Origin of the sequence: Bradyrhizobium sp. WSM1743 (genome assembly GCF_000473065.1) — a bacterium.
Lineage (GTDB): Bacteria > Pseudomonadota > Alphaproteobacteria > Rhizobiales > Xanthobacteraceae > Bradyrhizobium.
This window is the reverse complement of the sequence record NZ_AXAZ01000014.1, coordinates 101312-116863: the sequence shown is the minus strand read 5'-3', so window position 1 is coordinate 116863 and position 15552 is coordinate 101312. Positions and strand designations below refer to the sequence as shown.

Below are 15552 nucleotides of genomic sequence, written 5' to 3'. Positions count from 1 at the left end.
CCGGGATGGTCCGAAGGACCAGACCCGGAATCTCGAGATTTCGGGTTCGGTGCTGCGCACCGCCCCGGAATGACGGTTGCAAGGGTTTCCATCCCCTTCCCACTCCGCTAAACCGCGCGCCATGAACCGGACTGGACTCTTCATCGCCCTGGCGCTGTGGCTCGTGATCGGCGTCGTCTTCGGCCTCTATCCCGAGCTCGATCTCAAGCTCGCCTCGCTGTTTTTCGACCCCCAGACCAGGACGTTCCCGCTCAAGCTGAACGGCGGGGCCGGTTTTGCGCGTGACGCGGCGATGTGGATCGCCTGGGCATTCGCGCTGCCATCGCTCGTCGCGCTTGTGGTCAAGATGATCCGGCCCGACCGGCCGCTGATGGTGGCGGGGCGCACGGTGATCTTCCTGCTGGTGACATTGACCATGTCGGCCGGCATTTTGACCAACCTGACGTTCAAGAATTATTGGGGCCGTCCGCGTCCGGTGGTGGTGACCGAGTTTGCCGGCGATCAGCAATTCGTGCCGTGGTGGGATCCGCGCGGCGGCTGCGGGCGCAACTGCTCGTTCTTCTCCGGCGAAGGGGCAACGGCATTTTGGACGCTTGCGCCGGCCGCGCTGGCGCCGCCGGCGTGGCGGCCACTCGCCTATGCCGGCGCCGTGGTGTTCGGCGCCGTGACCAGCGGGTTGCGCATGGCTTTCGGGGGCCACTTCTTCACCGACGTGTCCATCGCCGGGCTCGTGACCTTCGTCGTCATCTGGTTCGCCTACGCGCTGATTTACCGCTGGCCGCGGACGCGGTTCTCGGACGAGGCGGTCGATGCCGCCTTGACCCGGTTGAACATGCCCGCCTACCGGCTCCGCCAGCGCCTGTTCGGCCGCAAGACCGGCCCCGAGCCCTCGGTTTGAGCCCATTAAATGGGTGCCGAGCCCTGCGAAATTTGATATTCGCGCGGTCAAGTTCGCACCTTCATCAGCCCCTTGAGCCCGATTGGAAGCCCCATGACCACGATCCTGAAAAGCCTGCCCAAGGGTGAGAAAGTCGGCATCGCTTTTTCGGGCGGTCTCGACACCAGCGCGGCGCTGCTCTGGATGAAGCAGAAGGGCGCGCGCTGCTACGCCTACACCGCCAATCTCGGCCAGCCCGATGAGGCCGACTACAACGAGATCCCGCGCAAGGCGATGGAGTTCGGCGCCGAGAAGGCGCGCCTCGTCGATTGCCGCACGCAGCTCGTCCACGAAGGCATCGCCGCGATCCAGTCGGGCGCCTTCCACATCTCGACCGGGGGCATCACCTATTTCAACACCACGCCGTTGGGGCGCGCAGTCACCGGCACGATGCTGGTCGCGGCGATGAAGGAAGACGGCGTCAACATCTGGGGCGACGGCTCGACCTTCAAGGGCAACGACATCGAGCGGTTCTACCGCTACGGCCTGCTCACCAATCCCGGCCTGAAGATCTACAAGCCCTGGCTCGACCAGCAGTTCATCGACGAGCTCGGCGGCCGCGCCGAGATGTCGGCGTTCATGACGGCGCAGGGCTTTGCCTACAAGATGAGTGCCGAGAAGGCGTACTCGACCGACAGCAATCTGCTCGGCGCCACCCATGAGGCGAAGGATCTCGAGAGCCTCGACAGCGGCATCAAGATCGTCAACCCGATCATGGGCGTGCCGTTCTGGCGCGACGACTGCAACGTTAGGCCTGAGAAGGTCGTCGTGCGTTTCGAGGAGGGCCAGCCGACGGCGCTGAACGGCCAGACCTTCTCCGATCCCGTCGCGTTGTTCCTCGAGGCCAACGCGATCGGCGGCCGTCATGGCCTCGGCATGAGCGACCAGATCGAGAACCGCATCATCGAGGCCAAGAGCCGCGGCATCTACGAGGCGCCCGGCATGGCGCTGCTGCACATCGCCTATGAGCGCCTCGTCACCGGCATCCACAACGAGGACACCATCGAGCAGTACCGCATCAGCGGCATGCGCCTGGGACGCCTGCTCTATCAGGGCCGCTGGTTCGATTCGCAGGCCCTGATGCTGCGCGAGACCGCGCAGCGCTGGGTGGCCCGCGCCGTCACCGGCGAGGTGACGCTGGAGCTGCGCCGCGGCAACGACTATTCGATCCTCAACACCGAAAGCCCCAACCTCACCTATGCGCCGGAAAGGCTCAGCATGGAGAAGGTGGAGGACGCCGCCTTCACACCGGCCGACCGCATCGGCCAGCTCACCATGCGCAACCTCGACATCGCCGACACCCGCACCAAGCTGAAGCTCTACAGCGACACCGGCCTGCTCTCCGGCAGCGAAGGCTCGCAGATCTTCCGGCTCGAGAGCGACAAGGGGTGAGATTTCCGTAGCCCGGATGGAGCGCAGCGAAATCCGGGAAGTCTCGCCAAGCCGATAGAGTCCCGGATTGCGCTGCGCTCCATCCGGGCTACGCGCCAAGAGCTTAATGACGGTGTCATTCTCGATCGCTACGCTTCCTGTTTCTATCGGAGCGGGATCACGGAGCATCGAACATGGTCAAGAGATCGGCACTCGCCTCTCTCATCGTCCTCTGTTGGACGTCGTCGCTGTCGGCGCAGGCGATCTATCCGATCGATCGTGCTGAGATCCTCGCAGGGGCCAAGTTCGACTTCAAGGTCGAGCTCCCCGGGCCGGTCGATCCCGCCAAGCTGAAGGTGACGGTGAACGGCGCGGACTATGCCGCCGCGTTCGGCCGCAGCGGAACGTTCGTCGAGCGCGAGGACGGCAAGGAGCAATCGTCCCTGATCCTGCGTGACGTCATGCTGACCACGCCGGGCACCGTTGCGGTGGACGTGAGCGACGGCACGCGCCAGCGCAGCGTCACATGGACGGTCTACGACACCGGTCCGCGCAAGGCGAAGAACGTCATCCTGTTCATCGGTGACGGCATGTCGCCGGCGCATCGGGTCGCCGCGAGAATCCTGTCCAAGGGGATTTCCGAGGGCAAGAGCCGCGGCAAACTCGCGATCGACGACATGCCGCATATGGCACTGGTGGCGACTGCGGGCTCGGACTCGATCATCACCGATTCCGCGAACTCGGCCAGCGCCTATGCGACCGGGCACAAGAGTGCCGTCAACGCTCTCGGCGTCTATGCGGACCGCACCGCAAGCCCGTTCGACGATCCCAAGGTCGAAACCATCACGAGCCTCGCCAAAAGGCGGCTCGGCATGGCGGTTGGTATCGTCACCAATACGGAGATCGAAGACGCGACGCCGGCGGCGATGGTCGCGCATACCCGCCGGCGCGCCGCCTATGACGAGATCGTCGAGCAATTCTTCACGGCGAAGCCGGATGTCCTGATGGGCGGCGGCAGCGCGAATTTTCTGCCGAAGTCGGCCGCCGGCTCGAAACGCAAGGACGAGACCGACTACATCGCGAAGTTTCGCGATGCCGGCTATCAGGTGGCGACCACCGCGACTGAGCTTAGCGCGTCTGCCGCAAAACAGGAGAAGAGCAAGCTGCTCGGCCTGTTCGCCACCGGCAACATGGACGGTGTGCTCGACCGCAAATTCCTGAAGGGCGGTGGCGTCAAGAAATTCCCCGAGCAGCCTGATCTGACCGAGCAGGTGCAGGCGGCGCTGAACATTCTCTCGAAGAACGAGGCCGGCTTCTTCCTGATGGTCGAATCCGGAATGATCGACAAATACGCGCATTTGCTCGACATGGAGCGCGCCGTCTACGACACGATCATGCTCGATAACGCGGTGCACCAGACGCGTGAATGGGCGCGGGCGCGTGGCGACGACACCCTGATCCTGGTGCTGGCGGACCACAATCATCCCAACAGTCTGGTCGGCACGGTGAATGACGACATGGGCACCGCGCCCAACGTTCCCTTGCGCGAGCGCGTCGGCGTCTACGAGCAAGCCGGATTTCCCAACTATCCGGCGCCGGATGCGGAAGGTTATCCGGCACGCATCGACGTCAGCCGACGGCTCGCCATCTTCTCGGCCAGCCTGCCGGATCACTACGAGACGTTTCGTCCGAAGCTGGATAATCCCAACGAGCCGACCGTCAAGGCTGGCGACGACGGGACGTTCAAGGCCAACGACAAATACAAGGACGTCCCGGGCGCGGTGCTGCGCCCCGGCAATCTGTCGGCGCTGATTGGCGCCAGCGTGCATTCGGGCGAGGACGTCATCCTGACTGCGACCGGACCGGGCAGCGAGCGCGTGCGCGGCTCGATGGACAACACCGAAGTGTTCCGTGTCATGGCCGAGGCGCTTGGGCTCGCCGCCGGCCAGTAGCGGCCACACACGCTTCAAACAAAATGGCCGGGATCGCTCCCGGCCATTTGCGTTTGTGTGCCGTTACCGCGGCGGCGCGGTGCCGGGCGGGGGCGGCGGCAGCGAGGCTGTGCCGCCGTTGAGCAGCGGCGTGATGCGACGGATGGTGACGCGCCGGTTGATCAGGCTCGGCCCTTGCGTCTGCTCCTTCAGATACTGCTCGCCATAGCCCTGCGACGTCAGGTTTTCCGCGGGCACGCCGAACTGCTGCGTCAGCAATTCGGCCGCGGCCTGCGCACGGCGGTCCGACAGCGACAGATTGTCGACCTCGTTGCCGACCGCATCGGTGTGTCCCTCGATCAGGAACACCTCGCGCGGATTGCGCTGGATCGCCTGGTTGAGGCCGTCGGCGATCACCTGCAGCCGGGCCGCCTGGTCCGGCGGGATGGTCCACGATCCCGTCTCGAAGTTGATCGTGTTGACGTCGATGCTCGGCATCTGCATGCGGACATTGGGGCTGTAGCGGATCTCGTCGAGCGAGTAACGCCGCTCGATCCGCTGCACCGGCGGTGCCTGCATGGTCGCGTAGATCACGTCCGGCGACGCCTCCTCGGCGTCGACGATGTAGCGATCATAGGGAATGTTCACGACCGGCGGCGGCACGTCGACATAGAAGCCGCCGACTGCGCGCGGATCGCGGTAGCTGTTGTCGATGATGACGATCTCGCGTCCGCCGGGGTCCCTGCGGATTCGACGCAGCAGCGAGCCGTCCGGACCGACGACGGTGATCACCTCGCTGCCATCGGGGCGGATCACGACGGTGCGGGTTTCGCCGCCGACGGTATCGGTGCGGATGTCGCGGGCGCCATAGCGGAAGCGATAGAGATCGTTGCCGCGGACATAGGCCTGCCCGCCCGGATCGCGGATGATGATGCGGTCCGGCTCGGTGTAGACGGTGCGGCCGCCTTCGACGACCTCGCGTCGCTGGTTATGGAGATCGGCGATGGTGGCGCCGATCACGGCGCCGGCCACCACGCCTGCACCGATCGCGAGCGGCGTCAGGTCACGCTGCGGCGGACGCGGCGGTGGCGGCAGCGGTGCTGCAACGGTGGGAGCGGCCTGGAACGCCGGTGCGACCGTCGGCGGCGCGTATTGCGCCCGGTTCGGCGGCGGTGCTGCGGCGGGCGAGCCGGGGACGACCGTCGGCGCCGCGGCGCCGGCCGGAGCTGTGGGCCGGGGCGGGAGGTTGCCGGCCTGAGGCGGCGCAGCCGGAGTTCCGGCAGCGGGCGCACCGGCAGGAGGCGTTCCACCCTGCTGGCCGGGGGTTGGCGTCGCCGTCGGGGTCGGGGTTGCGCCGGGAGCGGGCGTTGCCGACCCCGGACGTCCGGCCGGCGGCGTCGGAGTGCTGCCGGGAGCCGGCGTCGCGGTTGGAGCGGGCGTGGCGCCGGGGGCCGGCGATCCCGCCGGCGGCGGCGAGCCAGGGCGTGCGCCGGGCGGAGGTGCGCCGGGGCGGCCAGCCGGCGGCGCGCCAGGCGTGCTGCCCGGAGCCGGCGTTGCAGTCGGCGCAGGTGTCGGCGTGGGTGTCGCCGTCGGAGCAGGCGTGGCTGCCGGCGCAGGCGCGCCGGGGCGGGCCGTGGGCGCAGCTGTCGGAGCAGGCGGTGTTGCCGTGGGCGCAGGCGTCGGTCGAGCCGATGGAGGCGCTGGCGGGGGCGGCGGAGGCGTCGGAGTCGGGCGAGCCGCAGGCGGCGGCGTGGCGGGCGCGTGCTGCTGCGGAGCCGCGGCAGGAGGCGGTGCCGGCGGCGTGGGAGTCGGGCGCGCGGCCGGCGGCGCCGGAGGGGGCGGCGTCGGGGCGTGCTGCTGCGGCGCTGCAGCCGGCGGCGGCGAAGGCTGCTTCGGGGCGGCGGCCGGCGGCGGCGGTGAAGGCTGCTTCGGAGCGGCTGGCGGCGGGGGCGGCGGAGGCGCCGGACGGGCCGCAGGTGGAGGCGGTGGCGGCGCTGCCGGGCGTGGCGGTGCGGCTGCCGGCGGGGGCGCTGCGGGCGGGTGAGGCGGCGCAGCCGCGGGCGGCGGTGCCGCCGGGCGCGCGGGTGCTGCAGGCGGAGCGGCCCCTGGCGGTCCCTTCGGCGGCTGCTTCGGTTTTCCGTCAGGGCCCGTCTCTTGAGGCTGGGCCGGCTGGGCCTGCGCGACCACGAGCGGCGAAGCGCCTTGCGCATGCGATGCGGTGTTGGCCAATTGCATCGCGGTCAGAGCCGTCGTCGCAAGCAGCACGAAACGAAGGTTGGTCATGGTGGTGAACTTCCCCGGAAGGTTCTTTGACGAAGTGTTGGGATGAACAGCTACGCGTTAGGCCGCATTGTGGCGGGCGAAGCGACCGCGGCCCGATTTATTTCTGCACGCAAATCACCTCACTATGGTGACGTTCATTGCGCATTCAGACGCAGGTTGCAATCGCCTCACCTGTGATGCTTCGCCTCATACGCGATCCTGCGGAGTTGCGTCCGTCGCAGGATTTGGCGTGAGCGGACCGTTCGGTCCGCGTCGTGGAATCTCTTCCGGCATATGGCCGGGCAATTCATCCGGCCGCGGTGCTTCGCCGGGCTCGCGCGTCGGCGGCGCGATGTCGGGTTGCGGATTGCCCGGCGGAATTCCCGGAGGCGGCTCGGTCGGAGTCCCCGGTGTTGCCGGCGGAATCTCAGGCGGCTCGATTGGCATCGGCACCTTCGTGATCAATTGTCCAGAGGACGATAACGATGATGCCGTGCCGATGTTCCCTTTACGCGTGACCTGGAACGCGGCTTATTCGGGCGCGTGACAGACGGCCTCGATATTGTGGCCATCGGGATCGAGCACAAACGATCCGTAATAGTTCGCATGATAATGCGGGCGGACGCCCGGAGGCCCGTTGTCGCGGCCGCCGGCCGCGATCGCCGCCTTGTAGAAGGCATCCACAGTGGCGCGGTCCTTGGCTGCGATCGCAATGTGCACCGGCTTGTTCATGGCGCCTTCCGCGCCGAACCAGAAGTCCGGCTTGCCGTCGGCGCCGAAACCTGCGGCCGCAGCGTGACCGGCCTGCTCGGCCGTCACTTCCATGATCAGGCCATAGCCGAGCGGCGCCAGCGCCCTTGCATAGAACGCTTTCGCGCGCTCATAGTCGGAGACCGAGAAACCCAAATGGTCGATCATCGCTAGCCTCCCTTGTTTGTCCTTGTCAGCGTGACAGGAACGTATTGCTCCGTGTCTTGCGTGCGATCGTAAAGCCGCGCGCGACCATGTCGGCAATACAATCCTGCTGCCATTCGTTTTGTGACAGGTGTTCGATCACCACCGCGCGCGGCCAGAGCGATTGCGGCGCGTCGCGGAAGAAGCCGATCAGCACGCGGTCCTCAAAACCCTCGACGTCGATCTTGAGCGAATCGACTTGGCCGACGCCGGCCTCCTCGAGAATGCGCATCAAGCGCAGCGACGGCACCTTGATGGCCTCGGCACTGGCCGTGCCGGTGACGACATGGGTGGCGCCGAGATTGCCGCCACCGCTCTCGATCATCAGCTCGCCGTCGCTGTCGCCGGCCGCGGCCTGCACCAGGCGCACCTGCGGCGTCTTCGAGGCGGCGTGATTGAAGGAGAGCCGCCCAAACGTCAGCGGATGCGGCTCGATCGCGACCACCTTGCCTGATGGCCCGACCTGCCGCGCCATCACCAGTGCAAAGGTGCCGACATTGGCGCCGACATCGACGAACACGCCGCCCGCAGGGGTGTGCTGGCGCAGGAAATCGAGCTCGTCGAGATTGTAGTCGGGGTTGAACAGCGCGCCGCGCTCGGTCGCGCTGCCCTGATGATAGAAGCGGAACGAGGCGCCCTGATATAGCACGTCGACCGGACCGCTACGCAGCAGATTGACCAGCCGCGACATCCACGGCCGGAACGCGCCGCGCTTCAGCCCCGACGCTTGCGCGAGGCGAATAATTGCAGCCTGCGCCGCGTTGGGCGCAAACGCGCCGAATGGCGCGGACGAATGGGCGTTGTCGGACGTCAAGCAGCAGGTCCTCGTTGCAGGCGGCGCATGCATAGCCGGTTTTGATGGGGGCCACAATTTCGGTGTCGTCCCGGGCAAGCGCAAGCGCGGATCCGGGACCCATACCCACCGGACGTCGTTATGGCGCGAGATGCCCACTCCGGGTCTTCGCCACACCAATCCTGTGGCTGGGTCCCGGATCGGCGCGCGCTTGTCCGGGACGATGGAGAGAGCCTCACGCCGCCTTCTTCGGGGGCTTGCGCTGGCGCAGGAAGCGCCCGAGCAGCTTGCGCTTGCCCTTGCGCGGAATCAGGTCGACGTCGCTGACGAGCTTGGCGCCGCCCTTGCGGCGCTCCAGCACGATCTTGCGGCTGTGGAAAGCCTCCAGCTCGGCGCGATGCGCGACGCTGACGATGGTCGCCTTCGGCAGCTCGTCGGTGACCATCTTCATCATCTTGTCCTGGCTCTTCTCGTCGAGCGCCGAGGTCGCTTCATCGAGCACGACGATATCAGGGCGGTGCAGCAGCAGCCGCGCGAAGGCGAGGCGCTGCTTCTCGCCGCCCGACAGCGTCTGGTCCCAGGGGCCTTCTTCCTCGATCTTCTCCTTGAGATGATCGAGGCCGACCTTGTGGAGGGCCTCGCCGATCTCCCTGACGGTCCAATCCTCCGCAGCCCCGGGATAGGCGACGGCGCGGCGCAGCGATCCGGATGGCACGTAAGGCCGCTGCGGCAGCATGAACAGCCGCCGGTCGGGATGAAAGTTGACGCTGCCGTCGCCCCACGGCCATAGCCCCGCAATGGCGCGCACCAGCGTGCTCTTGCCGGTGCCGGATTCTCCGGCGACCAGCAGCCGTTCGCCGGGCTCGATCACCACCTCGGTCTCGCCGACCACCGCGGTGCCGTCATCGAGCGTGACGGAGAGATCGCGCAGCTCCAGCATCGCCTTGTGCGTCTCGCCGCGCTTGATGCGGCCGAGGCCGTCGCCCTGCTCGGCACGCTCGAGCGCGTCGAGCGACATCATCAGCGAGGCGATGCGGCGCGCACAGGCGTTCCAGTCGGCCAGCCGCGGATAATTGTCGACCAGCCAGCCGAACGCGCTCTGCACGATGGTGAAGGCGGAGGCCGCCTGCATCACCTGCCCCAGCGTCATGCTGCCGTCGAGGTATTTTGGTGCGCAGAGCAGGAGCGGCACGACCGGCGCAACGAGGCCCGACCCCTGCGACACCAGCGTCGTGCGCATGTGCTGACCGGCCAGCCGCGCCCATTGCCGCAAGACGCTGGTGAAGTTGCGGTCGAGGCCGTCGCGCTCCTCCTGCTCGCCGCCGAGCAGCGCGATGCTCTCGCCGTTCTCGCGCACGCGCGTCAGCGTGTAGCGGAAATCGGCTTCGGCCTGGTTCTTGTCCCCGGAGACCTGCACGAAGCGCCGGCCGATCACCACGATCGAGCCGGACGCGATCGCGGCGTACAGGATCGCGGCGATCACCAGGAAGCCGGGGATGGTGATGGTGGAGCCGCCGAGCGTGACGGTGAGTGCACCGCCGATGGTCCAGAGCACGACGATGAAGGTCACCGCCGACAATAGCGCGGACGTCACGCCGGCGAGGAAATCGACGGGCGAGTCGGTCGCGATGCGCAGGTCCTCGGCGATGCGGTATTCGGGATTCCCGTGATCGCCGCCGACGAGGTTCAGCTGATAGTAGCGCCCGTTGGCGAGCCATCGCGTCAGCACGCTCGCGGTCAGCCAGGCGCGCCAGCGCCGCTGGATTCCCATGCGCGCGAACACCTGGGCGACGCCGAGCGCGATGCTGCCGATCGCGAGCGGGAAGAACACCGCCGTGAGATGGAAGACACTCGTCGCATCGCGCTGCTCGATGGCATCGAAGATCGCGCGATTCCAGACATTGATGCCGTATTGGAAGCAGACGGTGAGGACGATCAGCACGCCGAGACCGATCGAGAACGGCCAGGCGAGGCGGTCGCCGTTGTGGCCCCAGAAGCCGCGCGCGCTGATCCAGAACCGCGTCAGCAGATAATCCTTGCGGGCCTGCTCGGCTTCCTCGGGTGAGAGCTCGGGGTCGGGTTCGACCAGCTCGGGCGGCGGCGGTGTCACTTCATCGCCGTTCTCGCCTTTGGTCTCGACAATGGGCGGCTGTTTACTCTGTTCGCGCGTCGCGGCCGGCTTGTGCATGAGCTGACAACGCAAAGGGAAATCAAACGGTTCCCTTGAGTTCCGGCCAGCGAATCACTCGGCGGCGCCGTCGCGCACGCGCCGCGGCCGCGCAGCCTGGTGCAGAACGCGCGACAATTCCTCGATCGAATAGGGCTTTTGCACGAGATCGAAGCCGGCGGCGCCGTCCTGTGACAGGGCCTGGCTGTAGCCGGTGGTCAGCACGACCGGCACGCCGATGCCCCGGCCGCGGATCGCCTGCGCCAGATCGAGCCCGGTCATCCCGGGCATCACCACGTCCGAGAACACGACATCGAAACGATCTGCGTCCACGGCGAGCTCGGCGAGTGCGTCGGTTGCATTATCGACCAGCGTGATGGTGTAGCCGAGTCCGGTGAGGCCATCGGCGGCGAAATTGGCAAGCTCGATATTGTCCTCGACCACCAGCACCGACATGCCGCTGCCGGCCACCGCCGGCGCAGTGTTGGGCGCCTGGCGCTGCGGCAGCAGGTCCGGCGGCACGCGCGGCAGGTAGAGCGAGAAGGTGCTGCCGTGCCCAACCTCGCTCGTCACGGTCACTTCGCCGCCGGACTGCCGGGCGAAGCCGAACACCTGGGACAGGCCGAGACCGGTGCCGTGGCCGACCTGCTTGGTGGTGAAGAACGGCTCGAAGATGCGCCCTAATCGCGCGGCGGGAATGCCGACGCCGGTGTCGCTGACGGTCACGCGGACGAAGCCATGGTCTGCTGAGGTCTGGCCGGCCGAAAGCTGCGCCAGCGTGTCCGCAACGGTCGTTGTGGCCTCGACCTTGAAGACGATCCTGCCTTTGCCCTGCATGGCATCGCGCGCATTGGTCGCCATGTTGATCAGCGCGGTCTCGAATTGGCTCGCATCGGCATTGACGAGGCACGGTTCCGCCGGCAGCTGCATGACGATCTCGATCGCGGGACCCAGCAGCGTGGCGAGCATATCGTGCAGCGACTGCACCCGCGCACCGACGTCGAACACCTCCGGCTTGAGGGTCTGGCGCCGCGCAAAGGCGAGCAGCTGCGAGGTCAGCTTGGCCGCGCGCGCCACCGAATCCGCAATCGCCGTGATGTAGCGCTGCCGTCTCTCCTCGGTCAGCTGCGGGCGGTTCAACAGATCGACCGAGGCGCGGATCACGGTCAGGAGGTTGTTGAAGTCGTGGGCGACGCCGCCGGTGAGCTGGCCGAGCGCCTCCAGGCGCTGGCTGTGCTTGAGCGCCTCCTCGGCTTCGCGCCGCTTTGCAGCTTCAGCCTGAAGATGCTGGGTGCGCCGCAACGCGAGCGCCAGCAGCAGAAACAGCAGCGCGGTGGCGGGAATGCCGAACACCAGATGCTGGCCCATGGTGGCGAACCAGCGCGCGCGGATCGCCGAGGTCTCGAGCCCGGCGCTGACATAGATCGGATATTCGGCGACACGCCGGTAGGCGATGCGCCGCTCGATGCCGTCCGAGGGCCAGGCGATGGTCATGAGCCCCTGCGCGGGGTGCGCGGCGATCTCGCGGCCGACCGGTCCGCCCGGATCGAGGCGGAGGTCACGGTCGAGCCGCGGGAAGTGCGCCAGCACGACGCCGTCGGTGCGACCCATCGCGAAGAAGCTGCCGGGATCGGAGCCGATCCTGGCGTAGAAGCTCTCGAAATATTCCGGCAGGACGGAGGCCTGGATCACGCCGATGAAGCGGCCGTCATCGGAGTCGCGGCGACGGCTCATGCCAAAAAAGCGCGCCCCCTGGTAGGGCGGACGTGGGGTCAAGGCCATGCCAATGAAAGTGCCGATGCTCTGGTCGATATGGGCATAGAAGTAATCGCGGTCGGCAAAGCTCAGGTCCGGCGGTGGCGAGACAAGGCTGTTGACCAGCGCTTTTCCGTCCGCATCGAAGATCCAGGCCGATTTGAGCTGCGGCAACGAATCGGTCAGGCGCTTCAGCCGGCGATGCAGTGCCGGTTCTCGCGCGCGGATGGCCTCGTCCGGCAAGCCGCGCACGACCTCGTTGAGCTCGGCGAGGCTGCGGTCGATGGTCTCGAACACCTTGAGCGCGTGCTCATGCGCGACATCGACCGTGCGCTCGATCTCCCGGTCGGCGATATCCTTGGTCGATGTGTAGGAGATCGTGGCGGCAACGACGAAGAGCGCAATCGGCAGCGCCAGGGATGCCGCCATCATCCACTGCAACAGCCTCAGCGAGTTGCGTTGCGCCCTCTGCACAGTCGCTCCGTCCCGGGTAGGAGCTTAACCGAATCTTGTGCAGGGGAGGAAGTAGCTTGTGTTGGAACCGCTGGTTGCGATCCGAAAATTTGCCCGCGAAGCGGGACGGAGAAAATTCTGCTCGAATTGATCGCAATTGCAGAACACCCCGGCCGGTCTGGCCCGGGTGGAAGGGATGGCCTTCGTCTCAGATCTGCCGCTCGACCATCTTGAGCTTGAGCTCGGCGATGGCTTCGGCCGGGTTGAGGCCTTTCGGGCATGCCTTGGCGCAGTTCATGATAGTGTGGCAGCGATAGAGCCGGAACGGGTCCTCGAGATTGTCGAGCCGCTCGCCGGTCGCTTCATCCCGCGAATCCGAGACCCAGCGGTTGGCCTGGAGCAGCGCGGCGGGACCGAGATAGCGCTCGCTGTTCCACCAATAGCTCGGGCAGGAGGTCGAGCAGCAGGCGCACAGGATGCACTCATAGAGGCCGTCGAGCTTCTCGCGGTCCTCGTGGCTCTGGCGCCATTCCTTCTGCGGCGTCGGCGAGGTCGTCTTCAGCCACGGCTCGATCGAGGCGTACTGCGCGTAGAAATTGGTGAGGTCAGGGACGAGGTCCTTCACCACCGGCTGGTGCGGCAGCGGATTGATCTTCACGGCACCGTCCTTCACGTCGTGCATCGAGCGGGTGCAGGCCAGCGTGTTCTGGCCGTCGATGTTCATGGCGCAGGAGCCGCAGACGCCTTCGCGGCAGGAGCGGCGGAAGGTCAGCGACGGGTCGATGTGGTTTTTGATCCAGATCAGGCCGTCCAGCACCATCGGACCGCAATCATTGGTGTCGACGTAATAGGTGTCGACGCTCGGATTTTTGCCGTCGTCCGGATTCCAGCGATAGACCTTGAACTCGCGGAGCTCGGTCGCGCCCGCGGGCTTCGGCCAGGTCTTGCCGCCAGTGATCTTGGAGTTCTTCGGAAGTGCGAATTCAACCATTGCTCTAACCTTTCGTCATTCCGGGGCGATGCGCAGCATCGAACCCGGAATCTCGAGATTCCGGGTCTGGTCCTTCGGACCATCCCGGAATGACGGCTAATGTTCGATCAATACACGCGCGCCTTCGGCGGGATGTACTGCACGTCGTTGGTCATGGTGTAGTCGTGAACCGGGCGGTACTCGATCTTGACCTTGCCGGTGTCGTCCAGCCAGGCCAGCGTGTGCTTCATCCAGTTCTTGTCGTCGCGCTCGGAGAAGTCCTCGCGGGCATGCGCGCCGCGGCTCTCGGTGCGGTTGGCGGCCGAGTTCATGGTCACCACCGCCTGCGAGATCAGATTATCGAACTCCAGAGTTTCGACGAGGTCCGAATTCCACACCAGCGAGCGGTCGGACACCGCGATGTCGGTGATGCCGCTGTGGACTTTTGCGATCAGGTTCTGGCCTTCGCTCAGCACTTCGCCGGTGCGGAACACCGCGCAATTGTTCTGCATCACGTGCTGCATGCCTTCGCGCAGCTTCGCGGTCGGCGTGCCGCCGGAGGCGTAGCGGTAATGGTCGAGACGGCCGAGCGCCATCTCGGCCGAGTTCGCCGGCAATTCCGGCTGCTTGGCATTGGGGGTGAGCTTCTCGGCGAGGCGGAGCGCTGCGGCACGGCCGAACACGACGAGGTCGATCAGCGAGTTGGAGCCGAGGCGGTTGGCACCATGCACGGAGACGCAAGCGGCTTCGCCGATCGCCATCAGGCCCGGGATCACCGCGTTGTCGTCGCCGTCCTTCTTGGTCAGCACTTCGCCGTGATAGTTGGTGGGGATGCCGCCCATGTTGTAGTGCACGGTCGGCACGATCGGGATCGGCTCGCGCGTCACGTCGACATTGGCGAAGATCTTGGCAGATTCGGAGATGCCCGGCAGCCGCTCGGCCAGCACCGCGGGATCGAGATGGTCGAGGTGCAGGAAGATGTGGTCCTTCTTCTTGCCGACGCCGCGTCCCTCGCGGATTTCGATCGTCATTGCGCGCGAGACCACGTCGCGCGAGGCGAGGTCCTTCGCCGACGGCGCATAGCGCTCCATGAAGCGCTCGCCCTCGGCGTTGACGAGATAACCGCCTTCGCCGCGGGCGCCCTCGGTGACGAGGCAGCCCGAGCCGTAGATGCCGGTCGGGTGGAACTGCACGAACTCCATGTCCTGCATCGGCAGGCCGGCGCGCAGCACCATGCCGCCGCCGTCACCGGTGCAGGTGTGCGCCGAGGTGCAGGAGGCATAGGCGCGGCCGTAGCCGCCGGTCGCCAGGATCGTGGTCTGGGCGCGGAAGCGGTGCAGCGTGCCGTCGTCGAGCTTGAGCGCGATGACGCCGCGGCAGGTGCCCTGATCGTCCATGATCAGGTCGATGGCGAAGAACTCGATGAAGAACTCGGCCGCGTGGCGCAGCGACTGGCCGTACATCGTGTGCAGCATGGCATGGCCGGTGCGGTCGGCGGCGGCGCAGGTGCGCTGCGCCTGGGCCGTGCCGAACTCGGTGGTCATGCCGCCGAACGGGCGCTGGTAGATCTTGCCGTCCTCGGTGCGCGAGAACGGCACGCCCCAATGCTCGAGCTCGTAGACCGCCTCCGGCGCGTTGCGCACCATGTATTCGATCGCGTCCTGGTCCCCTAACCAGTCCGACCCCTTCACGGTGTCGTACATGTGCCAGCGCCAGTCGTCCTTGTGCATGTTGCCGAGCGAGGCCGAGATGCCGCCCTGCGCCGCGACCGTGTGCGAGCGGGTCGGAAACACCTTGGTGATGCAGGCGGTACGCAGTCCGGCCTCGCTGCAGCCGACCACGGCGCGCAGGCCGGCGCCGCCGGCGCCGACCACGACGACGTCATAGGTGTGGTCTTCGATCGGATAGGCTTTGCCGTTGGTGGCGGGAGCGCCCGTGCCATTCGTTGTGGCGGCCATG

The 15552-nt window shown here is 66.7% G+C and carries 11 protein-coding genes; 3 read left to right on the top strand and 8 right to left on the bottom strand.

Annotation, left to right across the window (positions count from 1 at the left end; translation table 11 throughout):
* Nucleotides 1–121 precede the first annotated feature (121 nt).
* The 3 genes from YU9_RS0111980 to YU9_RS0111970 all read left to right on the top strand — a co-directional run bounded on the left by YU9_RS0111980 (nucleotide 122) and on the right by YU9_RS0111970 (nucleotide 4260).
* Entirely contained in the window at nucleotides 122–898 is a 777-nt protein-coding gene (locus tag YU9_RS0111980) for a phosphatase PAP2 family protein (RefSeq protein WP_027573051.1), read from the top strand.
* A 93-nt stretch (nucleotides 899–991) separates the two neighbouring features.
* Nucleotides 992–2329, top strand: coding sequence for an argininosuccinate synthase (gene argG, locus YU9_RS0111975; RefSeq protein ID WP_027573050.1), 1338 nt, complete (start codon nucleotides 992–994; stop codon nucleotides 2327–2329).
* A gap of 173 nt (nucleotides 2330–2502) precedes the next feature.
* The gene (locus YU9_RS0111970; RefSeq protein WP_027573049.1) at nucleotides 2503–4260 is read left to right on the top strand and encodes an alkaline phosphatase; all 1758 of its coding nucleotides are present in this window, start codon (nucleotides 2503–2505) and stop codon (nucleotides 4258–4260) included.
* A 63-nt stretch (nucleotides 4261–4323) separates the two neighbouring features.
* Here the strand turns inward: YU9_RS0111970 and YU9_RS45080 are convergent, their stop codons facing one another.
* The 8 genes from YU9_RS45080 to sdhA form a co-directional block, all read right to left on the bottom strand.
* Nucleotides 4324–6522, bottom strand: coding sequence for an OmpA family protein (locus YU9_RS45080; protein WP_063623713.1), 2199 nt, complete (start codon nucleotides 6520–6522; stop codon nucleotides 4324–4326).
* A 186-nt stretch (nucleotides 6523–6708) separates the two neighbouring features.
* Nucleotides 6709–6948: a hypothetical protein gene (locus YU9_RS49850; RefSeq protein WP_027573045.1), complete on the bottom strand. Its 240-nt coding sequence runs from the start codon at nucleotides 6946–6948 to the stop codon at nucleotides 6709–6711.
* 84 nt (nucleotides 6949–7032) lie between these two features.
* Nucleotides 7033–7419 (bottom strand): VOC family protein, encoded by a 387-nt coding sequence (locus tag YU9_RS0111945; RefSeq protein WP_027573044.1) that lies wholly within the window; start codon nucleotides 7417–7419, stop codon nucleotides 7033–7035.
* A gap of 25 nt (nucleotides 7420–7444) precedes the next feature.
* Nucleotides 7445–8269: an FkbM family methyltransferase gene (locus YU9_RS0111940; protein WP_027573043.1), complete on the bottom strand. Its 825-nt coding sequence runs from the start codon at nucleotides 8267–8269 to the stop codon at nucleotides 7445–7447.
* A 214-nt stretch (nucleotides 8270–8483) separates the two neighbouring features.
* On the bottom strand, nucleotides 8484–10436 hold the full coding sequence (locus tag YU9_RS0111935) for an ABC transporter ATP-binding protein/permease (protein ID WP_027573042.1): 1953 nt from the start codon (nucleotides 10434–10436) through the stop codon (nucleotides 8484–8486).
* Nucleotides 10437–10490: 54 nt separating this feature from the next.
* Nucleotides 10491–12644, bottom strand: a complete 2154-nt coding sequence (locus YU9_RS0111930; RefSeq protein ID WP_027573041.1) for a hybrid sensor histidine kinase/response regulator — start codon at nucleotides 12642–12644, stop codon at nucleotides 10491–10493.
* Between the two features lie 187 nt (nucleotides 12645–12831).
* On the bottom strand, nucleotides 12832–13614 hold the full coding sequence (locus tag YU9_RS0111925; RefSeq protein WP_027573040.1) for a succinate dehydrogenase iron-sulfur subunit: 783 nt from the start codon (nucleotides 13612–13614) through the stop codon (nucleotides 12832–12834).
* Between the two features lie 107 nt (nucleotides 13615–13721).
* Nucleotides 13722–15551: a succinate dehydrogenase flavoprotein subunit gene (gene sdhA / locus YU9_RS0111920; protein WP_027573039.1), complete on the bottom strand. Its 1830-nt coding sequence runs from the start codon at nucleotides 15549–15551 to the stop codon at nucleotides 13722–13724.
* Nucleotide 15552 lies beyond the last annotated feature (1 nt).